This window comes from Clostridioides sp. LIBA-7678 (genome assembly GCF_056716065.1).
Map to the genome: position 1 here is coordinate 2,149,269 of NZ_CP196987.1, position 21,933 is coordinate 2,171,201.

Here is a 21,933-nt window from a genome sequence, read left to right on the forward strand (position 1 = left end):
TATGTTTAAAAATAACAATTGTGCTTTTATAAGAAAAATAGCTTTAAATGATTTGAAAATTAATAAACTCAAAACATCTCTTTCAGGTATTATTATAATGATTTCTACATGTTTACTGTTAACAGTATCTTTAGTTTCATATAATGGTTCTGTAGATTTAGCTAATTCATCTCCATATCATGCTATATATAAGTCTGTAAATGAAAAATCAAAAAACATATTATATCGAGATAAAAATTTTAGTGATGTAGGAACATACAAGTTAATTGGCAGTAACAAGAAGACAGATTATATGATGTCAACTATTTATGCAGATAATATAGCAATCAAACTTATGAATTTTCAACCAATGAAAGGTACTATGCCTACAAATAAAAATGAGATTGCTATTTCAGAAAAATACTTACAGCAACTTTCTTTAAATAAAGACATTGGAGACAGTATTAAATTAACTTATCGTGATAATATGACGAATAAAGAAATACAAAGAGATTTTGTTATTGTTGGCCTTTTAGAAAATTATTATCAAGATAATGCTAAACAATATTATACAGTTGTTTCAAATGACTATTTTAAGAACACAATTTCTACATCTTTACAAAACAAAAGTAGCAATTTTGATGATACAAGACCTAACGATGTAGATGTATTAGTAAAATTGTCAGAAGAAAATACAAAGAAAGATTCAGCTTCAATTAAGGCACAATTAAAAGATATTGGCTTTTCTTTAGGGATTAAAAAACATAATATATACTTAAATGATAAATATATTGAATCAAATTTAATCGATAGTGAACAGGTTATTACAGTTTTGGCAGTTGGAATAGTTATTCTTTTTTCTAGTATTTTTGTTATATACAGTATTTTTTATGTTTCAGTTGTTAATTCGGTTTATATGTATGCTAAGTTGAAATCTTTAGGAATGACTTCTTTTCAGTTGAAAAAGATTATTTCTCTACAAGGAAATTTTTTATCGATTGTTTTTATTCCATTAGGTATCATTATATCGTGTATAATTGCTTACGTAATTCAACCATTAGCATGGCAGATAATAGATGATTCATTTATAATCTTAATTTTATCACTAGTAATGTACTTAACTGTTAGAATTTCTCTACATAAACCTGCTAGAATTATTTCCAAAATATCTGCTATTGAAGGTATGCAATACACAGAAATTAAATTTAGAAAAAAAATAAAAAACTTTAATTATATAAATATTAAAAATTTAGCCTTAAAAAATATTGAGTCAAATAAAAAGAAGAACTTAATTGCATTAATCTCACTAAGTATTAGTGGAATTTTATTTATTTCAATTGCTAATCTTGCTAATTCGATAAATTTTAAGAAACAGTTGTCACAACAATTTGTATATAACGAAAATTACCTTGTTAGCATTAAGAGTGATAATTTATATGAACGCATTACACAAATTCAACAAAACAACCCATTAACAGATTCCCTTAAAAATGAGATTGAATCTATTCATGGAGTAAAAAAAGTAATTGAATCTAAATCAATTAAAGGTAGTCTTATAGAACCTTCTATCAAAGATAAAGATGAAAAACAATTTACTACTTTAATTAAAGGTCTTACACCTGAACTTTTAAAATCATTTGAAGAATATATTGTAAGTGGAAAATCAGATTATAAAAAACTTAACTCAGATGATTTAATTGTAAATAAGTATAGAGCAAAATCCTATGGATTAGATTTAAAACTTGGAGATACAGTTACATTTGATATTTTTAGTGGAAATAATATTATTAAAAAACAAATGAAAATTAAAGGAATTATTGATAATTCTAATACAGGTAGTATGTTTTTTACTTTGGATAAAACCTTAGAATCTCTAACTCCATATAATACAAGCTTAGATTTTTCTATTTTGGTAGATAAAAAATATTCTAAAGAAGTTGAAGAAAAGTTGCTAAGTATCATTCAGGAACATTCTAGTTTAATGCTTTATTCATATGAGGATGATTATAAAATGATTACTAGAGCATTTAAGTATATAGTTGTAACTTCATACATTTTTGTTGGTTTAATTTCTTGTTTTGGTATACTAAATATGACCAATATTCTAATAAATAGTGTTTTAATCAGAAAAAGAGAATTTGCTTTACTTCAAGCTGTTGGAATGACAAAAAAGCAACTTCGAAATATGCTTTACAGAGAAGGTTTAAATATAAGTATTAAAGCTGTATGTATTTCAAGTTTATTAGGTTATTTGGGTTCAAGTTTACTTTGTACTTTTATAAAAGATGTAGTTAGAGTAGATTTTATTAATTTTAACTTTTCTATATTTACTATTTTAATTTTTTCTTTTGTATTAATTGGAATACAAGTTTTAACAACTGAATTACTTGTAAGAAATATAGAAAAAAAATCACTTACAGAACGCTTGCGCTCTCAATAAAAAAATAGGAGTTACAATTAATCTATCAGTAGATAGTTGCAACTCCTATTTTAACTTTAAATACTTTTCTTTTTTTCTAATATTTCATATACACAATCTTCTGTTGAGTTAATATCTTTTTCTCTTCTCTTTTTAGAATCGATTAAAACAAAATACAGTATAAATCCTACAACAAGTCCCCATGTTCCACCTTTAGCAGCAATCACACCTCCCATAAGCCCAATTAATCCCTTCTCTACACCAGTATTACATAGTTCCATTGACAACTTTGTACATAAATAACCTTGAACTAAGAGTGTCACTGAAAGTGCTAATGGTATAAGAGGAGTAGCAATCTGAGCAACTGGATAAAAACATATAAAAATAGCTGAAACCCACACTAATGTACCCATACCACTAAAAATGGACTGCATTGCTTCCTTTCCAACCTTATATCTTTGAGCAACACTTCCAGTAAGTGTCGCAGCTAATGGACCACACATTGGTATATATGGAGAAATAACTGCCATAACAATATTTCTTATACCACTTATAATATTAGACCTATTTGAATTGAAATCTATATATTCATCTTTTCTGTTTTCACTTTCAGAAAGTACTAAATTTTCACCTGTTATAAAATCACCAAATGCAATTATATATATCATAAAAGCCATTGGTAACCCTTGTATAAATAACATCATGTTTGGAAAACCTATTCCAAGAGGAGATACTGTATTTATTAAATTTTTTAAGTCTACTATGTAAATTATTTTATCAAAACTCAAACTAGGAATTCCTATTTCTTTGCTAAATATACCTACAATTAAACTCACTAAAATAGCTGATACTACTCCATATTCTCCTAAATGAAATAGAAATTTATTTTTAACTTTTAAAGTGTCAAATCTTTCAGAAAACATTACAAAACAGGCAACCAAAATTCCTACTGTTATAGCTATTGGATAAGAATCAAATCTACCTTTAGGACTAAATTCTGATATTACAGTAGAGATACCAACACCCATTAATATCCCACCTTTAATAGAATTTGGTATTTTACTAACTAACTTTCCAGCTACTCCAGTTATTCCCATCAAAATAAATATGATTCCTAAATCTATTTGTAAAGCTGTTAATGCTTGTATTCTTTCAATGCCCATGCTAAACTTTAACAAATATGCAGTTGTAAGAGTTATAGAAGCCGTAATCCAACCAGGTACAACTGGGTCTCCCATAAAAACATGTAAGCAGTATAATATGGAGTTGATTATAGCCATACTCCATGCTACTTCATAAGGTAATCCCAAAATTTGTGTACTAAGACCAATAGTTCCTAAACTTGTCATACTTGATATTATTCCTTGAATAGCTTCTGGTTTCTCAAACCTGTAATGTATAAATGGAATTCGTATCTTGAACAATCCAAATTTTATATGAGGTTGCTCTATTCTAGTGAGTCTTTCCATAATTTCACTCCACCTTTCGATAACTCTTATAAATTTACAACCTTATAATTGTTTATAAATTATCAATGTCGTTAAAACTAGTATATAACATGCAAATTGCATAAACAATAAATTAAATTTATAAAATTGATAGATTTTGTGCATATATGGAAAGACATCTTCATTTTTATTTGTTTATATCACTTGATAAAGGCTCTTTATAAAACTCAATGGTTCTTTTCCATGATTCAAATTGCCCTTGTGTATTTCCTTCTATCGTTCCTCCTGAAGAAAAGATACCTCCACCTACATTCATACATAAGGTCTCTTTTAAAGGTATAACATATGGAATTGGTAATGGATGCCCCATATTATTATATGTTAATAATTCTACTTTACATGGATAATTGTTTTCTTTAAGTATTTTTAATGCCTCTAAACAAGCATCATAACTATTCCATATATTATCTTTTTTCCCAGCAATCATAAGTATGTCTGCTTTGGAATTTTCTATTCTTATTCTAGCTTCATTTCTATTATTCGCTCTTTCAAGATTTTTTTTATAAGAATTGGCAAATCCAAATGGAATTCCTTTTGAGATATCTTTCTTTTGTTCTTCAAGAAAGATATCATCATCTAAGTGGATATATGAAAATGGTTCCCCTTTATACGACCATGATGAAGTATCTTTTCCATTCTCCAATCCATTAAGAGCTTGGAAACAATAAGTATGTGGAGCTGATACTACAACTTTTTTAATCTGTTCATATTTTGAGGCAAGTAAAAGTGCTAACTCTCCACCCTTTGATGTTCCATGAATAAAGATTTCTTTAGTATTAGTAATTTCATTTTCACTAATCCATTTAAATACTTTTTCAAAATATTCTAATGGAACTTCTTCTAATTTATCTGGTAGACCCTCTAAGGCAAAATAAGCAACTGTTAGTACATTGAATCCCCTAGATGCAAGTGGAGCTGCTAAAAGGTCTAGAGCATCTAAACTCCCATCAGAACCACCCAACATTAGAATTGTTTTATTATTAGAATTTTGTTTATAAAATAATTTTCCTATAAATTCATCAGATATGTATTTTGTAGTAATATCATGTGATTTAAATAGTCTTTTCAGTTTAACTTCTTTTCTTTCATTAGAAGATTCAAATATCATATTCATGATTATTGGCTTATCTATAGATATATTTTCTGCAAAATTATTACCTTCAGTTTTAGATTTTTCCAGCGAATAAATTAATCCCATACAGTCAGGATTTTTATAAGTACCTTCTATAGGTTCAACTGAATCTAAATCTACTTCTCCCTTTTCATTTGAAGAAAATACTCCATAAGAAGAGAATTCTTCTCCCTTACACCATGGAAATTCCATTTTCATGCTTACTTTAAGTTTAGTATTTGGAGTTAAATCTGAAACTATAATTTTAAGTCTTTCATCTACAAACGATTCTAAATTGTATACATTTACTTTCATAATCCATTTCTCCTTATAATATTAGTGATTTATATATTTAAAATAACTTTATCCAATGTAATATGAATCCTCTAAATTAAGACATCATATTGACTATTTTATTGTATCAACTCATCAACTCTTTGTCAATATGATGTCTTTTTATTCATTTTAAATTATCACTAATATACTCTCTCTATTTAATATCATCATAAATAAAAACCACTCTTTCTAAAGAATGGTTTTTGATAAATGTTATTTTATATTGACAAGTTTCTCTTTTAATTTAAATTTATATAATTAGATATTTTTTATTTAATATCTAATTATATCATGCATTTGCAAAAGTATATATGGCATTAATTCTTGCTATATATAAATTTTCATCGCTACATCCAATATATTTAGCATATTTCTCTATCTTTTCTTTTGCATTTTCAACATCACTTTCATCACTCTCCATTAACTCATTTATATAAATATCCATTAATGAAGCTTTATAATCTTTTATATCATAACCTAAAAATTCAGTTAATCTCTCAATTTCCTTATTGAAATCTCCATCTTCTTTTACCAAAAATTCGTATACATCTTCTCTATATGGATTTAAGGTTATTATTTGTTTTACAACCTTACATTCATCAGCTTTTCCAATAAAGCCATCTTTATAATTATTAAATAATGCATTAGATTTTTTTATAGATTCTTCATCAATATAAGAATGTACCTCAGTTACCCTATTTTCTATAAGAGCATCCACTACAGCATAATGAATTTTAAAACAATCATTATATAAATAATTACTCATTTTTTTTACTGTTGATTCTATTTCTAAAAAACTAGGATGACCATTTTTTTTATTTTTATTTGGAATAATAAAAGTTTTATTCAAATTATTAAAAAGTCTCTTAAAATCCAAGTATTTTTCGCAATAAACACTTTTAAAGGTATCGATATCTATAGTTATAATTCCAAAACTTACTATAGTCTCAATGCCTTTCTTAAAAGATTCCTCTATATATTTTTCTCCTAAATTTAAACCTCTATCTGATATTTGTTTTAAATTTTGAAAATTATTTAAACAATCTCTTTCAAAGTTTTTAGAAATTTCTAAAGCGTATAGTTTAAAGATTTTCCTTATCTTATTATAATTATTTTTCGTATCATCAAATCTGATAATAGCTCCATTTACATCAAAAGTAATCATTGAGTTTTAACCTCCCCATTAGTTTCATCAATAAAATAAATTTAATATAAACTTTATAATCATAATATTAAACTTATTTATACTATAATTATTAATTTGATGATAAAAGCTATTTTCCTTCTAAATAAAAAATTTGTCTAAAGTTTTTAAAAAAATTAGACAAATCTTAGACTATTATTCTTTAAATTATTCCAAATACTCCAAATAATATTGGTATAAATATAGCTGGCAACAAATTTGCTACTTTTATATTTGTTAGTTTAAGTACATTTAAACCGAGACCTATAATCAGTAAGCTTCCAGCTGCTGTCATCTCTGTAACTACAGGGTCACTTAAGAATCCATTTAAAAACGATGCACCTAAACATATAATACCTTCATATAAAAATACGGATATTGCAGAAAACATTACACCTATACCTAAAGAAGCAGTGAATATAATAGAAGCTATTCCATCTATTACAGATTTTACAAATAATGTATCATGACTTCCTGTAAGTCCACTTTCTAGTGCTCCAACTACTGCCATAGCTCCTATACAAAATAATAAACTAGATGATATAAAACCTTCCGCAATAGAATCTTTTTTATTTCCTTTAGAGAATTTACTTTGTAAAAAAACTCCTAGTTTGTTTACCCATTTATCTATATCTATTAACTCTCCTATTAAAGCACCTATAGCTATAGATGTTATTGTTACTAACGTATTTTTCCCCTCTAAAACTCCTGATATACCGATATACAATACACATAAAGCAATTCCATTCATTATAGTATCACTTACTCTTTGAGGTAGTCCTCCTTTAATTATAAGACCTACTATACATCCACCTGCAATTGCTAGACTATTTGCTATTACTCCAAACATTTTTTCTCCCCTCGATTAGCTAATTAAAATTTACTCATATTATCAAAACTTAAACATCAATAGTTTGTAGTGGATATTTTAAATATTCCAAAAATTCTTCAAATCCTTTTCTAGATATATTTACAGTTTTAGTATTTATATTTGGATGAAAATTTAAGAAATCTTCTTTAATTACATCCTTGTCTATGTAAAGCTCCACTTTTCTTTCTGTGTCATTTATCAATGAAAAAGGATTTACACTTCCTGGAAGAAGTTTAAGTACATTGTATAATCTTTCAGGCGAAGCAAATGATAACCTAGAACTTCCTATCTTATCTTTAAGTGAGTTTAAATCAACCTGCTTTTCTCCTTTAACTACAATAAGGTAATACTTATTTCCTTTAGCATTTCTTAAAAATAAATTTTTACATTGACATCCTTTTGTTATTTCATCCAAAATTACTAGTTGTTCTGCTGTATATACAGCTTCATGCTCTACTACATCATATTCAATATTTAATTTGTCCAAGATACTATATATTTTAGTTTCATTAATTCTCACTTCATTTTCGTCTTCTTCTTTCATAACTTTATCTTTCAAATCATTCATATTTCTCTTTTCTCCTTAAACACTTTGTTATTTCTATACCCTCTTTAAGATATTACTCTACAATAGCTATTGCTCTTACTGGAGCACCATCAGCGTCATTATACTTAAATGGAGCTGCTATAAATAGAAATTTTTCTGGAACATTTTCTAGATTTGTAAGATTTTCTATTATTATTTTACCTTTTTCAAATAGAATATGATGCACTTTAAAAACTGATGTATCATATCTATCAACTGATAGCATGTCTATGCCTATACCTTTTATATTAGTATCAGCTATATAATTTGCAGCTTCTTCTGTTAATGTAGGATAACCTACATAGTACTGCTTTTTATCCCAAAACTTTGACCAACCTGATTTAAATATTATAAAATCACTACGTTTTATTTCATCTTCATATTTTTTTAGATATTCTAGCTCTATATTCTTATTTCCTTTTTCAAGTTCCAATACATAAGCTTTTCCAACAAAATTTTCTATATCCAATTTGTCTAGGGTCTCACCTTTAGTATACATATGTCTTGGTGAATCCATATGAGTTCCATTATGAGAAAATACACTAATAAGTGTTTCTTGATAACCATTTTCTTCAATAATTGCTACTTTTTTGATATCTGGTCTGTTAGGCTCTGCATATACAGGCATGTCGTTATGTGTCACATGAGTTAAATCAAAAACCTTCATTTTTATATACCCCCTATGTTTTATTTTCTATTATATACCTAAATTCACTTTATTTCTATCAGTTTTTATTCCATTATATACCATACTAATATATAGTTTTTATAAATTTCAAGGGATTTACAGAAAAATCTTGAAAAGAATTATCAGTAAATATAACATCTTCGCCTAAAAAACGTTTGTATCTTCCTTCCTCTTTTTTCAATGTAATTCTTTGTTTCTGTGAATGATTGTTAAAAACCATTATTTTAAGTGGAGCTTTTTTTCTATTTGTCTGAACTCTTTTTAACATGTATTTTATATGCATATCAGCTTCAGGAAACGAATATCCGCAAAATATTAAAAGGTCAGTATCTCTTAACGTTTTTTCTGTTTCATTCCAAACATTACTTAAAAATATATTTGACATATTCTTAAAATATGTTGGTGGGACTATAATAGGTTCTGTCAATTCACCACATTCTAGACATTTTGTTTCTGAACTATTTTCAATAAGTTTCATGACACCACCTTCATGTGGGGTAAGAGTTACACTATTACAAATAGGGCAATAAAGCCAATTTAATGACCCATGTACCTTATATAATTTTATTAATGGTTCTTTTGGTTTTCTCCAATTTATTTCTTCCTTAAAATTAGTAAATTCCACACCATAATCAAGCATAATTGGAGAATCATTTTTGTCCCTTAAACCAGTGACTGTATTGTCTATATGTATATCATAATTTGCACTAATAAAAGTGGTATCAAGAAGTAAATCATTTTCTAAAAGGTTTTCAACTAAAAGTTTATGATATTTATTATCTGTTCTAGGTGTATTATGAATTGCTTCAGCCATTAATAATATTAAGTATTGTCTCAAAAAACGTATACTATCACTTCTATTATTTAGATTTTCTAGACCAAAGTTTCTAAAGGCCTCTCTTCTTTGTTCTGCTAAATCCAAAAGACCTAGAACTTCCTCAAATGTAGGAAAGTTTGCATTATCTAAATTATCTTTTACTATATCAATGTTGAACATCTGTTTAAAAAAATTGTATAATTCTCTATTCATATTGGTATTATAGTTTTTAGGATTTAGTTTTTTAAAATATTCACTAAAAAGTTCATTTTGAATAGGTAGATTTTCCGCTGCTGAAGCTCCTGCTCCTAAAAATATAGCTATTTTCATATGATTCCTCCTAATATAAATACTACTACTGTTTTTTATATCTATTAAATATTCATATCATATCTTTAATAATACAACAATAAAGCTGTCTCTTCCTAGAAAAAATCCTATTACAAGACAGCCTTATATTTATATTAAATCTTTAATAATTCATAAATAGAAAGAGCATATATTTGAGTAGCCTTTACAATATCCTCTACTATTAAATATTCATTAGCTTGATGTTCTGTTTCTGGTTTTCCTGGGAAAATAGCTCCAAATGCAACACAATTATCTAAAGCTCTTGCATAAGTTGCTCCTCCAGATGAAAGTGGTGTTCCATCAAGACCAGTTTCTTCTTCGTATACTTTTCTAAGTGTTTTTACAAGAAGTGTATCTTCTGGAACATAGATTGAATCTAAGAAATCATACTCCTTATAAGTTAAATTGTACTTATCTGTCATTTTCTTTAATTCTTTTACAAAGTCATCTTTTTTGTATGTTACTGGAATTCTTATATCTATTCCAGCAAATTCTTTTTCACTATCAATAGTTACTCTACCTATATTTACTGTTAGCTTGCCAGATACATCATCCTTACAATTAGGAATTATATTATTACCATTAGCATCCTCTCCAATGACTTCTGCTAAGAACTTAATTATATTAGAATCTATACCTATATTATTAAGAGCTATACAAAGTCTAGCTACTGCATTTATACCAGTATCACTTGCTGCTGAATGGACACTTTTTCCTATTATACATATTTTATTTCCTTCAACAGTATATTCAAAATTTAACTTATCAAGTTCTTTTTTTAATTTATCAGAATATTTTCCAATATAAATCGCTTTTCCCGGAACCGCATTTAAGGCTTTTCCAACTGACAATTCTATATCACTTTTACTATCACAAGTTAAGTGAACTTGTAAAAGACCTTTTTCTGCATTTGTTATTGGAAATCTAGAATCTGGAGTAAATCCGTAATTTGGTATTTCTTCATTATTTTCTTTATATTTATTTATACATCTCCAAAGATTTTCTTCATCAGCTCCAAAAATAAATCTTATTCTCTTATTAAAGTCTACCTTTAAATCCATAAGAGCTTTTACTGCATAAATTGCTGATATTGTAGGACCTTTATCATCTTGTGTTCCTCTTCCATATAAATTACCATTTTCTAGGACAGCTTCAAATGGAGGATGATTCCAACTTTCCAAATCACCTTCTGGAACTACATCAACATGACCAAGTATACCTATCATCTTTTCGCCTTGTCCAATTTCAGCATATCCATAATATCCATCCTTATATACTGTCTTAAATCCTAGAGATTTACATAAGTCTAATATACCTCTTAAAGCCTTATCTACATTTTCACCAAATGGACAGTTTTCAGTTGCGTCAGATATAACACTAGGTATTTTTACACTTTCTTGTATAGAAGAAATCATTTCATCTTGTAGAGAATTTACTTTTTCTTTAATTTGCTCTTTCATATTATCACCCTTCAATTTTCATCATAATATACTAATAAATATTTTGACCTTTTTAAAAAAAAATATGCTTATTTTTTCAGTTTTTTTATAAATTCAATCGCTTTTAAAGACCCCATTTTAGAATGGTCAAATGTAAGTCCACCTTGGAAATAGACGTTATAAGGAGGTCTTATTGGAGCATCTGCACTTAACTCTATAGAAGAACCTTGGATAAAAGCTCCTGCTGCCATTATGACTTCACTTTCATATCCAGGCATGTCCCAAGGAACAGGTTTTACATAAGAATCAACTGGTGCAGCTTCTTGTATCCCTTCACAAAAACTTATTACCTCATCAGCATCATTAAGTCTAATACATTGAATAATATCACTTCTTAAATCATCGTATTTTGGCAATACATTATAACCTAACTTTTCAAAAGCTCTTGAACAAAATATGGCTCCCATTACAGCCTGAGACACTATATAAGGTGCCAAGAAGAATCCTTGAAGTACATTTCTAGTAGTTCCAAAAGTAAGACCACATTCTTTTCCTATTCCAGGAGAAGTCATTCTATAAGATATAAGTTCAATTAAATCTTTTTTACCAGCAATATATCCACCTGTTAATGCAAGACCACCACCAGGATTTTTTATTAGAGAACCAGCCATAACATCTGCTCCAACATCAGTAGGCTCTTTAGTATCTAAAAACTCACCATAACAATTATCAACCATTACAATAACTTCTGGTTTAACAGACTTTATTACATCAATAGCTTCTTTTATATCACTAATTGAAAGCGACTTTCTCCAAGAATATCCTTTTGACCTTTGTATCATAACAAGTTTAGTTCTATCATTTATTTTATTTCTAATTCCTTCTAAATCTAAATTCCCATTTTCTAAAAAATCTACATCATCATATGTAACACCATACTCTTTTAATGAACCTTTTTCTTCTCTTATCCCTATAACACCTTCTAAAGTATCATATGGTCTACCAGTAACAGACAAAATTTCATCTCCTGGTCTAACTATACCTTGTATGCACAAAGTAAGTGCATGTGTTCCATTTACAATTATTGGTCTTACAAGAGCATCTTCTGTATTAAAAACTTTAGAATAAATTTCTTCTATTTTTTCACGCCCAATATCATTATATCCATATCCTGTAGTCCAGTTAAAGTGCATATCACTTAGTTTAGACTCTTGCATAGCTTTTAAAACTTTATATTGATTATATTCTCTTATTTCCTTTATTTCTTCAAACTTGTCCTTTATTTCTTCCATTACTTCTTGCGATAGTTTAAAAGTATCATCATCTATCCCATAGTAATCTTTTAATAATTCTTTTGTCTCATTAAGCATTTTATCACCTGTCTCTTTATTATTTTATTTAAACATGCCAAAGGAGACTATTTTACTAAAACAAATAAATCATAGTTTATAGGTTAGTATAAGTCTCCTCTCAATCATCTTAAATTAAATTATTATCTATCTGTTGTTATTATTGTTATTGTTTTGATTTTGATTTGTTAGATTAATATACTTTCCAGGTTGTATAGTTGAAACAGCATGTTTATAAATCATGTTTTGCTGTCTATTATCTCCTTCTATTAATATTATATAACTATCAAATCCTTTTACAAGCCCTTTAACTTGTACTCCATTAACTAAATATATAGTAACAGGTATCCTTTCTTTCCTAGCATTATTTAAAAACAAATCTTGTAAATTTAAAACTGTATTTTTCATTAGATTTGTACCCTCCCAAGATTAAATTGAACTTCTAAAATATTCCTACCTTATATTCTATATAAGTTATGATAAATTTTCAATATTAAGTTGTATACTTAAAAAATTATATATTATTTTATAGAATCTTTAATATATAAGATTATTTCATTTTTTAATGTATCTATGCTTTCATATTTATCTAAATCAAACCATTTTGCTATTTCATATCTTTTAAACCAAGTTATCTGACGCTTTGCATACCTTCTAGAATCTCTTTTGATTATTTCGATAGCTTCTTCGTATGTATATTCTCCATCTAGATACTTTAATATCTCTTTATAGCCTATACCTTGCATGGATATCATGTCTTTTTTAAATCCCATACTTAAAAGTTTTTTGACTTCTTCAACCAACCCATTTTCAAGCATGATGTCAACTCTCATATTTATTCTTTCATATAAGTGTTCTCTATTTCTATTTAATACAATTATTATTGGTTCATACTCTTCATTAAATTTTAAATCACTTGAAAAGTCATTCATTTTCTTACCGCTTAGACAAACTTCAAGTGCCCTTATAACTCTTTTAGTATTGTTCTTATGAATTCTATTAGCAGCTTCTTCATCGAGTGATTTCAATCTATCATGCATGTAATCTATTCCCTTTTCAGCAAGCTGATTTTGAAGTTCATCTCTCAATTCATTATTGGCATCAGATTTTGCAAAATCCATATTATATATTAAAGAATTTAAATAAAGCCCTGTGCCTCCAGTTACTAATACAGATTTTCCTTTTTGATTTATTTCATATATATACTTTTTTGCCCTTTGTTGAAACTCTGAGACTGAAAATGGATAGTCAGGCTTAACTTCATCTATAAGATAGTGCTTTACTCCCTGCATCTCTTCTTCTGTAACTTTTGCACTTCCAATATCCATATATTTATATATTTGCATAGAATCTGCTGAAATTATCTCTGCATTTATGTCTTTTGCTAATTTTATTGACAAATCTGTCTTTCCAACAGCAGTTGGACCTGTAAGTATTATAAGTGGTATTTTTTTCATAATATTCCTTTCCATATATTTTAACTATCCAAATATTTTACATGATTCTTTTAAACATTTTTTCTATTTCTGTCTTAGATATTTCGACCATTATAGGTCTTCCATGAGGACATGTAAATGGATTCTCACAATCTTCTAATTGTTTTAACAGACTTTTTATTTCAATATCATATATTTTATCATTTGCTTTTATAGCAGACCTACATGCCATAGATGCAAATCTTTCTCCCTTTAAATCATAATTACTTGTAATCTCTTCTATATTATCAACTATCTGAAGAATGAACTTTTCAGTTTCAGGAACTCCAAATATAGTTGGCACACATCTTATCATTATATGATTATTACCAAATACTTCTAATTCAAAACCAAATTTCATAAATAAATCTAAATTATTTTCAATTTGAAGCATATCTACATTTGATACTTCAATTACCACTGGGTCTAAAAGTATTTGCATATTGATATCTTGTCTATAAAACTTTTCCATATATCTCTCATATAATATTCTTTCATGTGCAGCATGTTGGTCCAACAAATACATAGAATCATCTTTGCTTAAAATTATATAAGTATTAAACACAACACCAATTACAGAATATCCATATAGAGAAAATTTACGTTTTGAACTATATAAATACTCTTCTTCGCACTCTCTAATGCTATCAATATAACAGTTACTATCACTTCTTGAACCATCAACTTGAAATTCTTCTTGTATATTGTCATTTACAGTATCTTCACTTAGATACTTAGTGTTTTTTAATTCATCTTCTACACTTTCATTTAATACTTCACTTACCGATTGAAATTCATTTATTGGTCTTTCACTCGATAAGGTTATAACTTCAATAGCTTCATCTTTTTCTTTAGTAATATTGTTATTTTTAGAATCATCTTCTAATAAATTATTATTTTTCAATTCAAAACCTGTACTTTTTTCTCTATTATTAATAGCAATTCTAGGTTGCGTTTTTTTATCTGAATAAGTAGCATACTTTCCAATAAGATTTGAATGTATCAGTTTAACCTTTAGAAAATCTCTAAGTTCTATATAGACTTCTTGTTCTTTTTCAAATTTAATTTCGAGTTTATTAGGATGTATATTTACATCGATACATGATGGTTCCACTTCTATATTTAAGAAACAAACTGCATGTTTACCTATTGGAATTATAGACTTATAACTTTCTGTTATTGCATCTATGATTATTTTGCTTTTTACAAATCTTTTATTTATATAGATATGTTGTAAATTTTTATTGGAACGATATATATTGTTATTACCTATATATCCATTCATTTTAAAGTGATTACATTTAAACTCCACATCTATTATATTTTCTGTTATTTCTTTTCCATATATGCTTCTAATGGTATTTACGAGTTTACCATCTCCTGGAGTATTTAGCATTTGTTTGTTATTATTTGTATATTTAAATTGAACACTTGGATTACCTATTGCAAGTTTATTTATTAAATCACTTATATTTATAGTTTCTGCATGAGTAGATTTTAAAAACTTCTGTCTTGCTGGTGTATTAAAGAAAATATCTTTTATAATGATTGTAGTCCCATTAGTAGAACCAATTGGTTCTTTTGATATTATTTTTCCACCCTCAACGTATATTTTAGTTCCTATAATCTCATCCTTTGTTTTAGTAGTCATATCTAATTTGGATACAGCTGAAATAGATGCTAATGCCTCCCCTCTAAAACCAAGAGAATATAAGTCGTACAAATCATCAATTTCTTTAATTTTACTAGTAGCATGTCTTAAAAATGATTTCTCAACTTCACTTGAAGGTATCCCTATTCCATTATCTGTAATCTTAATTAAACTCTTGCCTCCATCAACTATATCTATAGAAATTTTGCTTGCACCTGCATCGATAGAGTTTTCAATAAGTTCTTTCACTACAGAAGAAGGTCTTTCTACAACTTCACCTGCTGCTATCTTATTTATAGTTAAATCATCTAGGATGTTAATTATATTTTTCATTTGCACACCTCTAAGATTTTATTTCTTTTGCTTTTTTTTGAAGATTATAAAGAGAATTTATCGCATCCAATGGAGTCATATTTAGGATATCTAGATTTAAAATTTCTTCTGATAGTATGTCTCTCTTTACACTGTCAAAAGATATTTGAGTTAATGCTACTTCTTTTACAGAATCTTCTTTATTGGTTTTCTCCATATCATCATTTTCCTTTATTAAAGCAACTTCATCATTTAGTAACTTAAATTTAGAATTTAATTTATCATAATCCTTTTTTATATGCTTATAGTCTTTTACTATAAGTTCATGTTCTATTTTTAGAGATTCATATTTATTCTTAAAATTACTTTGATTTACCTTAAGCAATTCTTCATCTAAATTAATGCTAGTCGCATTAGTTTTTTCTTTATCACCATTTATCGCTACACTGTTATAGACATGATTTTTTTCCAAGTCTTTAAGTATATATTTTGCTCTTTCTATGACTTCATCTGGTAGTTTAGCTAATTTAGCAACATATATTCCATAACTCTTATCTGCCCCTTGAGGAATTATTTTTCTTAAAAAGATTATTCCTTCTCCATCTTCTTTGACTGCTATTGAATAATTCTTAACCTCTTTAAACTCCTCTTCTAAATCAGTAAGTTCATGATAATGTGTTGCAAATAATGTTTTGCATCTAATATTCTTCTGAATATATTCCACTATTGACCATGCTAAACTTATACCATCATAAGTGCTGGTTCCACGACCTATTTCATCTAATATAACTAGACTTCTCTCTGTAGCATTTTTTAGTATAAGAGATACTTCATTCATTTCCACCATAAAAGTAGACTGCCCTTGAGATAAGTCATCACTAGCTCCAACTCTAGTAAATATTCTATCTAAGATTGGAATATCAGCATATTCTGCTGGTACAAATGAACCTATATGTGCCATAAGTGCTATTATAGCAGTTTGTCTCATATAGGTTGATTTCCCAGACATATTAGGACCAGTTATTATGTTAATAATGTTTTCTCCACGGTTTAGATATGTATCATTTGGAACGAAATTTTCCTCACCTACTATATTTTCAACAACTGGATGCCTACCATTTCTTATATCAAGTTTATTATTTTCATTTATTGCTGGCTTTACATAATTATTTATGTGTGCAACTGTTGCTAGAGATACAAAAACATCTATATTAGCTATAGTTTTAGCTACTTTTTGTATTCTATCTATATTTTTGTATATAGTATCTCTTATACCTACAAATATCTCGTATTCTAGAGACTTAATTTTTTCTTCAGCATGTAATATCTTTTCTTCTATTTCCTTTAATTCTGGAGTTATATATCTTTCTGCATTACTAAGTGTCTGCTTTCTTATATATGTCTCATCTAGTTTTGCCTGTTTAAAGTTGGCTTTTGTTATTTCTATATAGTAACCAAAAACTTTATTAAAACCTATTTTTAATGATTTAACTCCTGTCTTTTCTCTTTCTCTATTTTCTATTTCTTTTACAAGAAAAGCTCCATTTTTAGAAATATCTCTTAATTCTTTAAGCTCATCACTAAAATCAGACTTAATTATATTTCCATCTTTTATAGTTATTGTAGGTTCTTCTAAAATAGCTTCATCTATTAAATTGTATATATCATCCAATTTATCCATTTCTGAAACATACTCTTTTAATATTGTTGCATTTGATAAATCTATTGTGTCTTTTAAATTTGGTAATTTTTCTATTGAATTTTTTAAGTGAACTAATTCTTTTGGTGTAACCCTTTCAAATGCTATCTTTCCACATATTCTTTCTATATCGTATATATTTTTAAGTATATCATTTAAATCTTCTCTTAATATAAAATCATCTTTTATCTCTTCTATTACATCTAATCTATTTTCAATTTTAGATTTATTTATCAAAGGTTCTTCAACATATTTTCTTAAAAGTCTACCTCCCATTGCTGTAGAAGTTTTATCAAGAACATGCAATAATGAACCTTTCTTCTTATTGCCTCTTATAGTTTGAGTAAGCTCTAAGTTAGTTCTAGTAAACATATCTAAAACCATGTATTCTGATGAATTGTATATATTTATATTATTTATATTAGATGTTATTTGTTTTTGAGTATTATATATATAATTCAGAAGAATTGATAAGCTTGACTTTATAAGACCTTTATCATCAAACTTTAGTTTTTGTAGATAAACCTCTGGAAAATATTCTCTTAATATGTTTATATCCAAATAGTTATCGCTAAAACTTTCATTTATGTATATATTACTTACAGTAGCTATATCTCTAAGCTTTTCTATAAAGTCTAAATCATTTATAATTATTTCTGTAGGATGGATTTTTGCAATCTCTTCAATTACTTTATCTTCATTTAAACAAGTTGCATTAGTTTCTCCAGTACTTATATCAACATAAGTTAGCCCTATATTAGAACCATCCTTATATAAAGACAACAAATAATTATTTTTTTTATTTTCAAGTAAATTTCCATCTAAAACAGTTCCAGGAGTGATGACTCTTATAACCTCTCTTCTAACAATTCCTTTTGCAGTAGATGGGTCTTCCATTTGTTCACCTATTGCTACTTTATATCCATTTTCAACTAATTTTGATATATATGAATTGGCTGAGTGGAAAGGCACACCACACATAGGAGCACGTTCTTCTAAACCACAAGCTTTTCCTGTTAATGCTATTTCAAGAGCTTTTGAAGCTACTAATGCATCTTCAAAAAACATTTCATAAAAATCTCCCAATCTAAAAAACAGTATACAATCTTTATATCGGTTTTTTACTTCAAGGTACTGCTTCATCATAGGAGTCAATTTATTCATATCTATTTGCATTATCAAACCTCCTTCTTTTCTAATTAAATATTATATCATAGTAGATGATTATTATTAACATAATATATAAAATTTTGACGTATAACTAAAAAACAATCCAAAATGTATAATTACATTTTGGATTGCTAGGTTTAGTACTCTTTGAATAAAGCATATATATAATTTTTACAACAAAGATATTATTTCTTTCTTAAGTTTAATGACATTTTCAAGGTTATCTTCATTCAGTTTTTTACTATCAATAATAAATTCTTTTTTTATTATTGATGGCTTTTTTGAAATGACATAAATTCTATTTGACAGCATTATAGCTTCATCAATATCATGGGTTATAAGAAGTATTGTTGAATTTACCTTTTTCTTAACATCTAAAAGCCATTTTTGCATAGATGTCTTAGTCAACGAGTCGAGTGCTCCAAAAGGCTCATCTAAAAGCATTATGTCATTAGAATTTACAAAGGTTCTCAGGAAATTTGCTCTCTGTCTCATTCCTCCAGAAAGTTCAGATGGATATTTATTTTCATATCCATTTAAACCAAAAACCTCAAAATAATGTTTTACCATTTCCCTTGCTTTACTCTTTTTTTCTTTTTTTAAGACCAGTGGTAGTGACACATTATCTATTATAGTTTTATATGGTAAAAGTAAGTCTTTTTGGTACATGTAACTGTATTTTCCATTTATATCTACTTTACCACTATTATAATCTGTAAGTTTAGTTATAATATTAAAGATAGTACTTTTACCACATCCACTTGGTCCTAATATAGAAACAAATTCGCCTTCATATACATCAATACTTATATCTTTTAAAACTTCAACTTCTTTATATGTTTTTGATACATTTTCTATAGATACTTTTATTTTTTTATTGTGGTAAGAATTCATTTGTGTAAGCATCACTTGCCTTCATATCCTTATCTATTAATTTATATTCTTTTAAGAATGATGTGTAGTTATTCCATACACTATCTTTCATTTCTCCCCATCTAGGTGCATCGTCTTTATATTTACTTGCTAGATATTCTTGACTCTTTAATGCTAATTTTTCATCTACCTCAGGTGCATGTTTTACTAATATTTTTGCTGCATCTTCTGGATTTTTAATTGCATATTTGTAACCTTTTGTTGTAGCCTTTAAGAATTTCTTAGCTAGTTCTGGATTATCTTTTAGTACAGTTTCATTAGAAATTATAAGTGGTGTATAATAATCTAATCTTTCATCTAAATCTTTTACTGGTATAAAGTTCAAATCATAGTCAATTAAACTTGCCTTAACTGCATCCCAACCTTCAAATATCCATGCAAAATCTACAGTTTTCATAGCTGCAAAGAAATCATCTTGACCAGTATTAACTATTTTTAATTTGTTAAAGTCGGCTCCATTTTTCTTCATAACTGCTTTAAAAACAGCTTCTTCTGATGGAGAACCCCAACCGCCATAAGTTTTTCCCTCAAAATCCTTAGCTGTGGTTATATTTTTTTCTTTTGGTGATGCAAACCCAGAAGTATTATGTTGTATAACAGCTGCTACAGCTTTTATTGGAAGTGGGTCTTCACTAGTCTTTGCATAGGTAACTTGTTCTTGATAACTTATACCAAAGTCCGCTTTGCCTGTTGCAACTAAAGTCTCAGCTCCACTTTCGGGTGGTTGCACTATTTCAACATCTAGACCTTCTTCTTTATAATAACCTTTATCAAGTGCTACAAATAATCCAGTATGATTTGTATTTGGTGTCCAATCAAGCACCATAGTCACTTTTTTAGAAGAATCATCTTTAGTACTATTTTTATCCTTATCATTATTTGAAGAACATCCAGTTATTGTCGCTAATGTAAAAACACTTACTAAACCTAATATTCCTAATTTTTTGAAATTCATAATTTCCTCCCTCAAATACAATTAATCTGCTAATCTATGTCTTATAACAATTTTTTTTACTACTTGTACAACTCCTACAAATATTAAACTAAATATAACTACCAATATAGTAGATGCAAATACTTTATCAAGAGCATATGCACTTTTTGACCTTAGCATATAAACACCAAGACCTTTGGTTCCACCTAACCACTCTGCAACAGTCGCTGCCATTACAGCATAAGTCGCAGATATTTTAAGCCCAGAAAAAAATTTATCCATTGCCATAGGAAATTTAAGATGAATAAATGTATTAATTTTATTTGAATTCATAGTCTTAAATAAATTTAAATAATCTTTATCAATATTCTCGATTCCATCTACAAAACTTATTAATATAGGAAAAAAACAAGTAAGCGTTACCATCAATATTTTTGGCATTGTCCCAAAGCCAAACCATATCATAAAAAGTGGAGCTATAATTATTGTAGGTATCATTTGAGTGACCAACATAATAGGATAAAGACACTTTTTTATTATCGACACAAAATCCATCAATACACCAATTATTAATGATATTATGATTGCAACTATAAAACCAAGTATTGCTTCTCCTATAGTAACTACAGCATGCATGGATAAATTTTGAGAGTCTTTAAAAAATACATTAAGTATATCTACTGGCGTGGGTAGTATATACTGTGGGACTTTTAAAACTTCTACCACAGATTGCCAAAGAATAAGTATAAACAAAAATGTTGCTATTGGATATATACTATCTTTAACTTTATCTATGATTTCTAAGTTTTTCATCTATAGTCAAACCCCCAGCTTTTTCATCTACTCTAGCTACTGTTATAACTCTTTCACATCCAAGGTTAAAAGGGATTTTATGTACTTTCTTCAATAATTCAAAAACTTCATCAAAATCACCTTCAACAGTCGTACTCATTGCACCTATTTCACATTTAAGACCACTTTTTTCAATTTCAGCAATACAAGCATCTACTACTTTATACATTTCTTCTTCACCTTTGTAAGGTCTTAGTGGCATTACTGCTATGTCTGCGATTACCATTTAAATCACTCCTTTAAAAATAATTAATACCTACTAGGTATATT

Annotated in this window: 18 protein-coding genes; 1 reads left to right on the forward strand and 17 read right to left on the reverse strand. The window is 27.6% G+C overall.

The annotated features are described in order from the left end of the window. Position 1: 1 nt before the first annotated feature. Positions 2-2,419, forward strand: coding sequence for an FtsX-like permease family protein (locus ACTG46_RS10400; protein ID WP_479922738.1), 2,418 nt, complete (start codon positions 2-4; stop codon positions 2,417-2,419). A 56-nt stretch (positions 2,420-2,475) separates the two neighbouring features. Here ACTG46_RS10400 and ACTG46_RS10405 read toward each other — a convergent pair whose 3' ends face one another. From ACTG46_RS10405 to ACTG46_RS10485, 17 genes are all read right to left on the reverse strand, one after another. Then, positions 2,476-3,867, reverse strand: coding sequence for a benzoate/H(+) symporter BenE family transporter (locus ACTG46_RS10405; protein WP_054270393.1), 1,392 nt, complete (start codon positions 3,865-3,867; stop codon positions 2,476-2,478). Between the two features lie 166 nt (positions 3,868-4,033). Further along, positions 4,034-5,332, reverse strand: coding sequence for an acyl-CoA thioesterase/bile acid-CoA:amino acid N-acyltransferase family protein (locus ACTG46_RS10410; RefSeq protein WP_479922739.1), 1,299 nt, complete (start codon positions 5,330-5,332; stop codon positions 4,034-4,036). Between the two features lie 310 nt (positions 5,333-5,642). After that, on the reverse strand, positions 5,643-6,518 hold the full coding sequence (locus tag ACTG46_RS10415; protein WP_479922740.1) for a kinase: 876 nt from the start codon (positions 6,516-6,518) through the stop codon (positions 5,643-5,645). 181 nt (positions 6,519-6,699) lie between these two features. Then, on the reverse strand, positions 6,700-7,386 hold the full coding sequence (locus ACTG46_RS10420; protein ID WP_479922741.1) for a DUF554 domain-containing protein: 687 nt from the start codon (positions 7,384-7,386) through the stop codon (positions 6,700-6,702). A gap of 49 nt (positions 7,387-7,435) precedes the next feature. Continuing rightward, positions 7,436-7,975: a prolyl-tRNA synthetase associated domain-containing protein gene (locus ACTG46_RS10425; RefSeq protein ID WP_479922742.1), complete on the reverse strand. Its 540-nt coding sequence runs from the start codon at positions 7,973-7,975 to the stop codon at positions 7,436-7,438. Positions 7,976-8,027: 52 nt separating this feature from the next. Continuing rightward, the gene (locus ACTG46_RS10430) at positions 8,028-8,660 is read right to left on the reverse strand and encodes a cyclase family protein (RefSeq protein ID WP_054270398.1); all 633 of its coding nucleotides are present in this window, start codon (positions 8,658-8,660) and stop codon (positions 8,028-8,030) included. 85 nt (positions 8,661-8,745) lie between these two features. Continuing rightward, positions 8,746-9,828: an SIR2 family protein gene (locus ACTG46_RS10435; protein WP_074178196.1), complete on the reverse strand. Its 1,083-nt coding sequence runs from the start codon at positions 9,826-9,828 to the stop codon at positions 8,746-8,748. A gap of 134 nt (positions 9,829-9,962) precedes the next feature. Continuing rightward, complete coding sequence (locus ACTG46_RS10440) at positions 9,963-11,309, reverse strand: M20 family metallopeptidase (RefSeq protein WP_054276771.1); 1,347 nt, start codon at positions 11,307-11,309, stop codon at positions 9,963-9,965. Positions 11,310-11,377: 68 nt separating this feature from the next. Next, on the reverse strand, positions 11,378-12,658 hold the full coding sequence (locus tag ACTG46_RS10445) for a methionine gamma-lyase family protein (RefSeq protein WP_479922743.1): 1,281 nt from the start codon (positions 12,656-12,658) through the stop codon (positions 11,378-11,380). A gap of 126 nt (positions 12,659-12,784) precedes the next feature. Beyond that, on the reverse strand, positions 12,785-13,045 hold the full coding sequence (hfq, locus tag ACTG46_RS10450) for an RNA chaperone Hfq (RefSeq protein WP_003428780.1): 261 nt from the start codon (positions 13,043-13,045) through the stop codon (positions 12,785-12,787). Between the two features lie 113 nt (positions 13,046-13,158). After that, positions 13,159-14,094, reverse strand: coding sequence for a tRNA (adenosine(37)-N6)-dimethylallyltransferase MiaA (gene miaA / locus ACTG46_RS10455; protein WP_479922744.1), 936 nt, complete (start codon positions 14,092-14,094; stop codon positions 13,159-13,161). A 37-nt stretch (positions 14,095-14,131) separates the two neighbouring features. Then, the gene (gene mutL / locus ACTG46_RS10460; protein ID WP_479922745.1) at positions 14,132-16,096 is read right to left on the reverse strand and encodes a DNA mismatch repair endonuclease MutL; all 1,965 of its coding nucleotides are present in this window, start codon (positions 16,094-16,096) and stop codon (positions 14,132-14,134) included. A 10-nt stretch (positions 16,097-16,106) separates the two neighbouring features. Next, positions 16,107-18,950 (reverse strand): DNA mismatch repair protein MutS, encoded by a 2,844-nt coding sequence (mutS, locus tag ACTG46_RS10465; protein WP_167640342.1) that lies wholly within the window; start codon positions 18,948-18,950, stop codon positions 16,107-16,109. Positions 18,951-19,115: 165 nt separating this feature from the next. Continuing rightward, positions 19,116-19,850 (reverse strand): ABC transporter ATP-binding protein, encoded by a 735-nt coding sequence (locus ACTG46_RS10470; RefSeq protein ID WP_200908109.1) that lies wholly within the window; start codon positions 19,848-19,850, stop codon positions 19,116-19,118. After that, the gene (locus ACTG46_RS10475; RefSeq protein WP_479922746.1) at positions 19,819-20,832 is read right to left on the reverse strand and encodes an ABC transporter substrate-binding protein; all 1,014 of its coding nucleotides are present in this window, start codon (positions 20,830-20,832) and stop codon (positions 19,819-19,821) included. Before ACTG46_RS10475 ends, ACTG46_RS10470 begins: the two co-directional genes overlap by 32 nt. A 21-nt stretch (positions 20,833-20,853) precedes the next feature. Then, a complete protein-coding gene (locus tag ACTG46_RS10480; RefSeq protein ID WP_054270406.1) occupies positions 20,854-21,624 on the reverse strand; it encodes an ABC transporter permease in 771 nt (256 codons plus the stop codon). Then, the gene (locus ACTG46_RS10485) at positions 21,599-21,889 is read right to left on the reverse strand and encodes an MTH1187 family thiamine-binding protein (protein WP_003424145.1); all 291 of its coding nucleotides are present in this window, start codon (positions 21,887-21,889) and stop codon (positions 21,599-21,601) included. Before ACTG46_RS10485 ends, ACTG46_RS10480 begins: the two co-directional genes overlap by 26 nt. Positions 21,890-21,933 lie beyond the last annotated feature (44 nt).

What these genes read in the sequence shown, in the direction of transcription:
- ACTG46_RS10470 (WP_200908109.1), bottom strand. Translation starts at nt 19,850, where the DNA reads ATGCTTACACAAATGAATTCTTACCACAATAAAAAAATAAAAGTATCT.
- ACTG46_RS10435 (WP_074178196.1), bottom strand. Translation starts at nt 9,828, where the DNA reads ATGAAAATAGCTATATTTTTAGGAGCAGGAGCTTCAGCAGCGGAAAAT.
- ACTG46_RS10415 (WP_479922740.1), bottom strand. Translation starts at nt 6,518, where the DNA reads ATGATTACTTTTGATGTAAATGGAGCTATTATCAGATTTGATGATACG.
- ACTG46_RS10445 (WP_479922743.1), bottom strand. Translation starts at nt 12,658, where the DNA reads ATGCTTAATGAGACAAAAGAATTATTAAAAGATTACTATGGGATAGAT.
- ACTG46_RS10425 (WP_479922742.1), bottom strand. Translation starts at nt 7,975, where the DNA reads ATGAATGATTTGAAAGATAAAGTTATGAAAGAAGAAGACGAAAATGAA.
- ACTG46_RS10400 (WP_479922738.1), top strand. Translation starts at nt 2, where the DNA reads ATGTTTAAAAATAACAATTGTGCTTTTATAAGAAAAATAGCTTTAAAT.
- ACTG46_RS10430 (WP_054270398.1), bottom strand. Translation starts at nt 8,660, where the DNA reads ATGAAGGTTTTTGATTTAACTCATGTGACACATAACGACATGCCTGTA.
- ACTG46_RS10405 (WP_054270393.1), bottom strand. Translation starts at nt 3,867, where the DNA reads ATGGAAAGACTCACTAGAATAGAGCAACCTCATATAAAATTTGGATTG.
- ACTG46_RS10485 (WP_003424145.1), bottom strand. Translation starts at nt 21,889, where the DNA reads ATGGTAATCGCAGACATAGCAGTAATGCCACTAAGACCTTACAAAGGT.
- ACTG46_RS10420 (WP_479922741.1), bottom strand. Translation starts at nt 7,386, where the DNA reads ATGTTTGGAGTAATAGCAAATAGTCTAGCAATTGCAGGTGGATGTATA.
- mutS (WP_167640342.1), bottom strand. Translation starts at nt 18,950, where the DNA reads ATGCAAATAGATATGAATAAATTGACTCCTATGATGAAGCAGTACCTT.
- hfq (WP_003428780.1), bottom strand. Translation starts at nt 13,045, where the DNA reads ATGAAAAATACAGTTTTAAATTTACAAGATTTGTTTTTAAATAATGCT.
- mutL (WP_479922745.1), bottom strand. Translation starts at nt 16,096, where the DNA reads ATGAAAAATATAATTAACATCCTAGATGATTTAACTATAAATAAGATA.
- ACTG46_RS10480 (WP_054270406.1), bottom strand. Translation starts at nt 21,624, where the DNA reads ATGAAAAACTTAGAAATCATAGATAAAGTTAAAGATAGTATATATCCA.
- miaA (WP_479922744.1), bottom strand. Translation starts at nt 14,094, where the DNA reads ATGAAAAAAATACCACTTATAATACTTACAGGTCCAACTGCTGTTGGA.
- ACTG46_RS10440 (WP_054276771.1), bottom strand. Translation starts at nt 11,309, where the DNA reads ATGAAAGAGCAAATTAAAGAAAAAGTAAATTCTCTACAAGATGAAATG.
- ACTG46_RS10410 (WP_479922739.1), bottom strand. Translation starts at nt 5,332, where the DNA reads ATGAAAGTAAATGTATACAATTTAGAATCGTTTGTAGATGAAAGACTT.
- ACTG46_RS10475 (WP_479922746.1), bottom strand. Translation starts at nt 20,832, where the DNA reads ATGAATTTCAAAAAATTAGGAATATTAGGTTTAGTAAGTGTTTTTACA.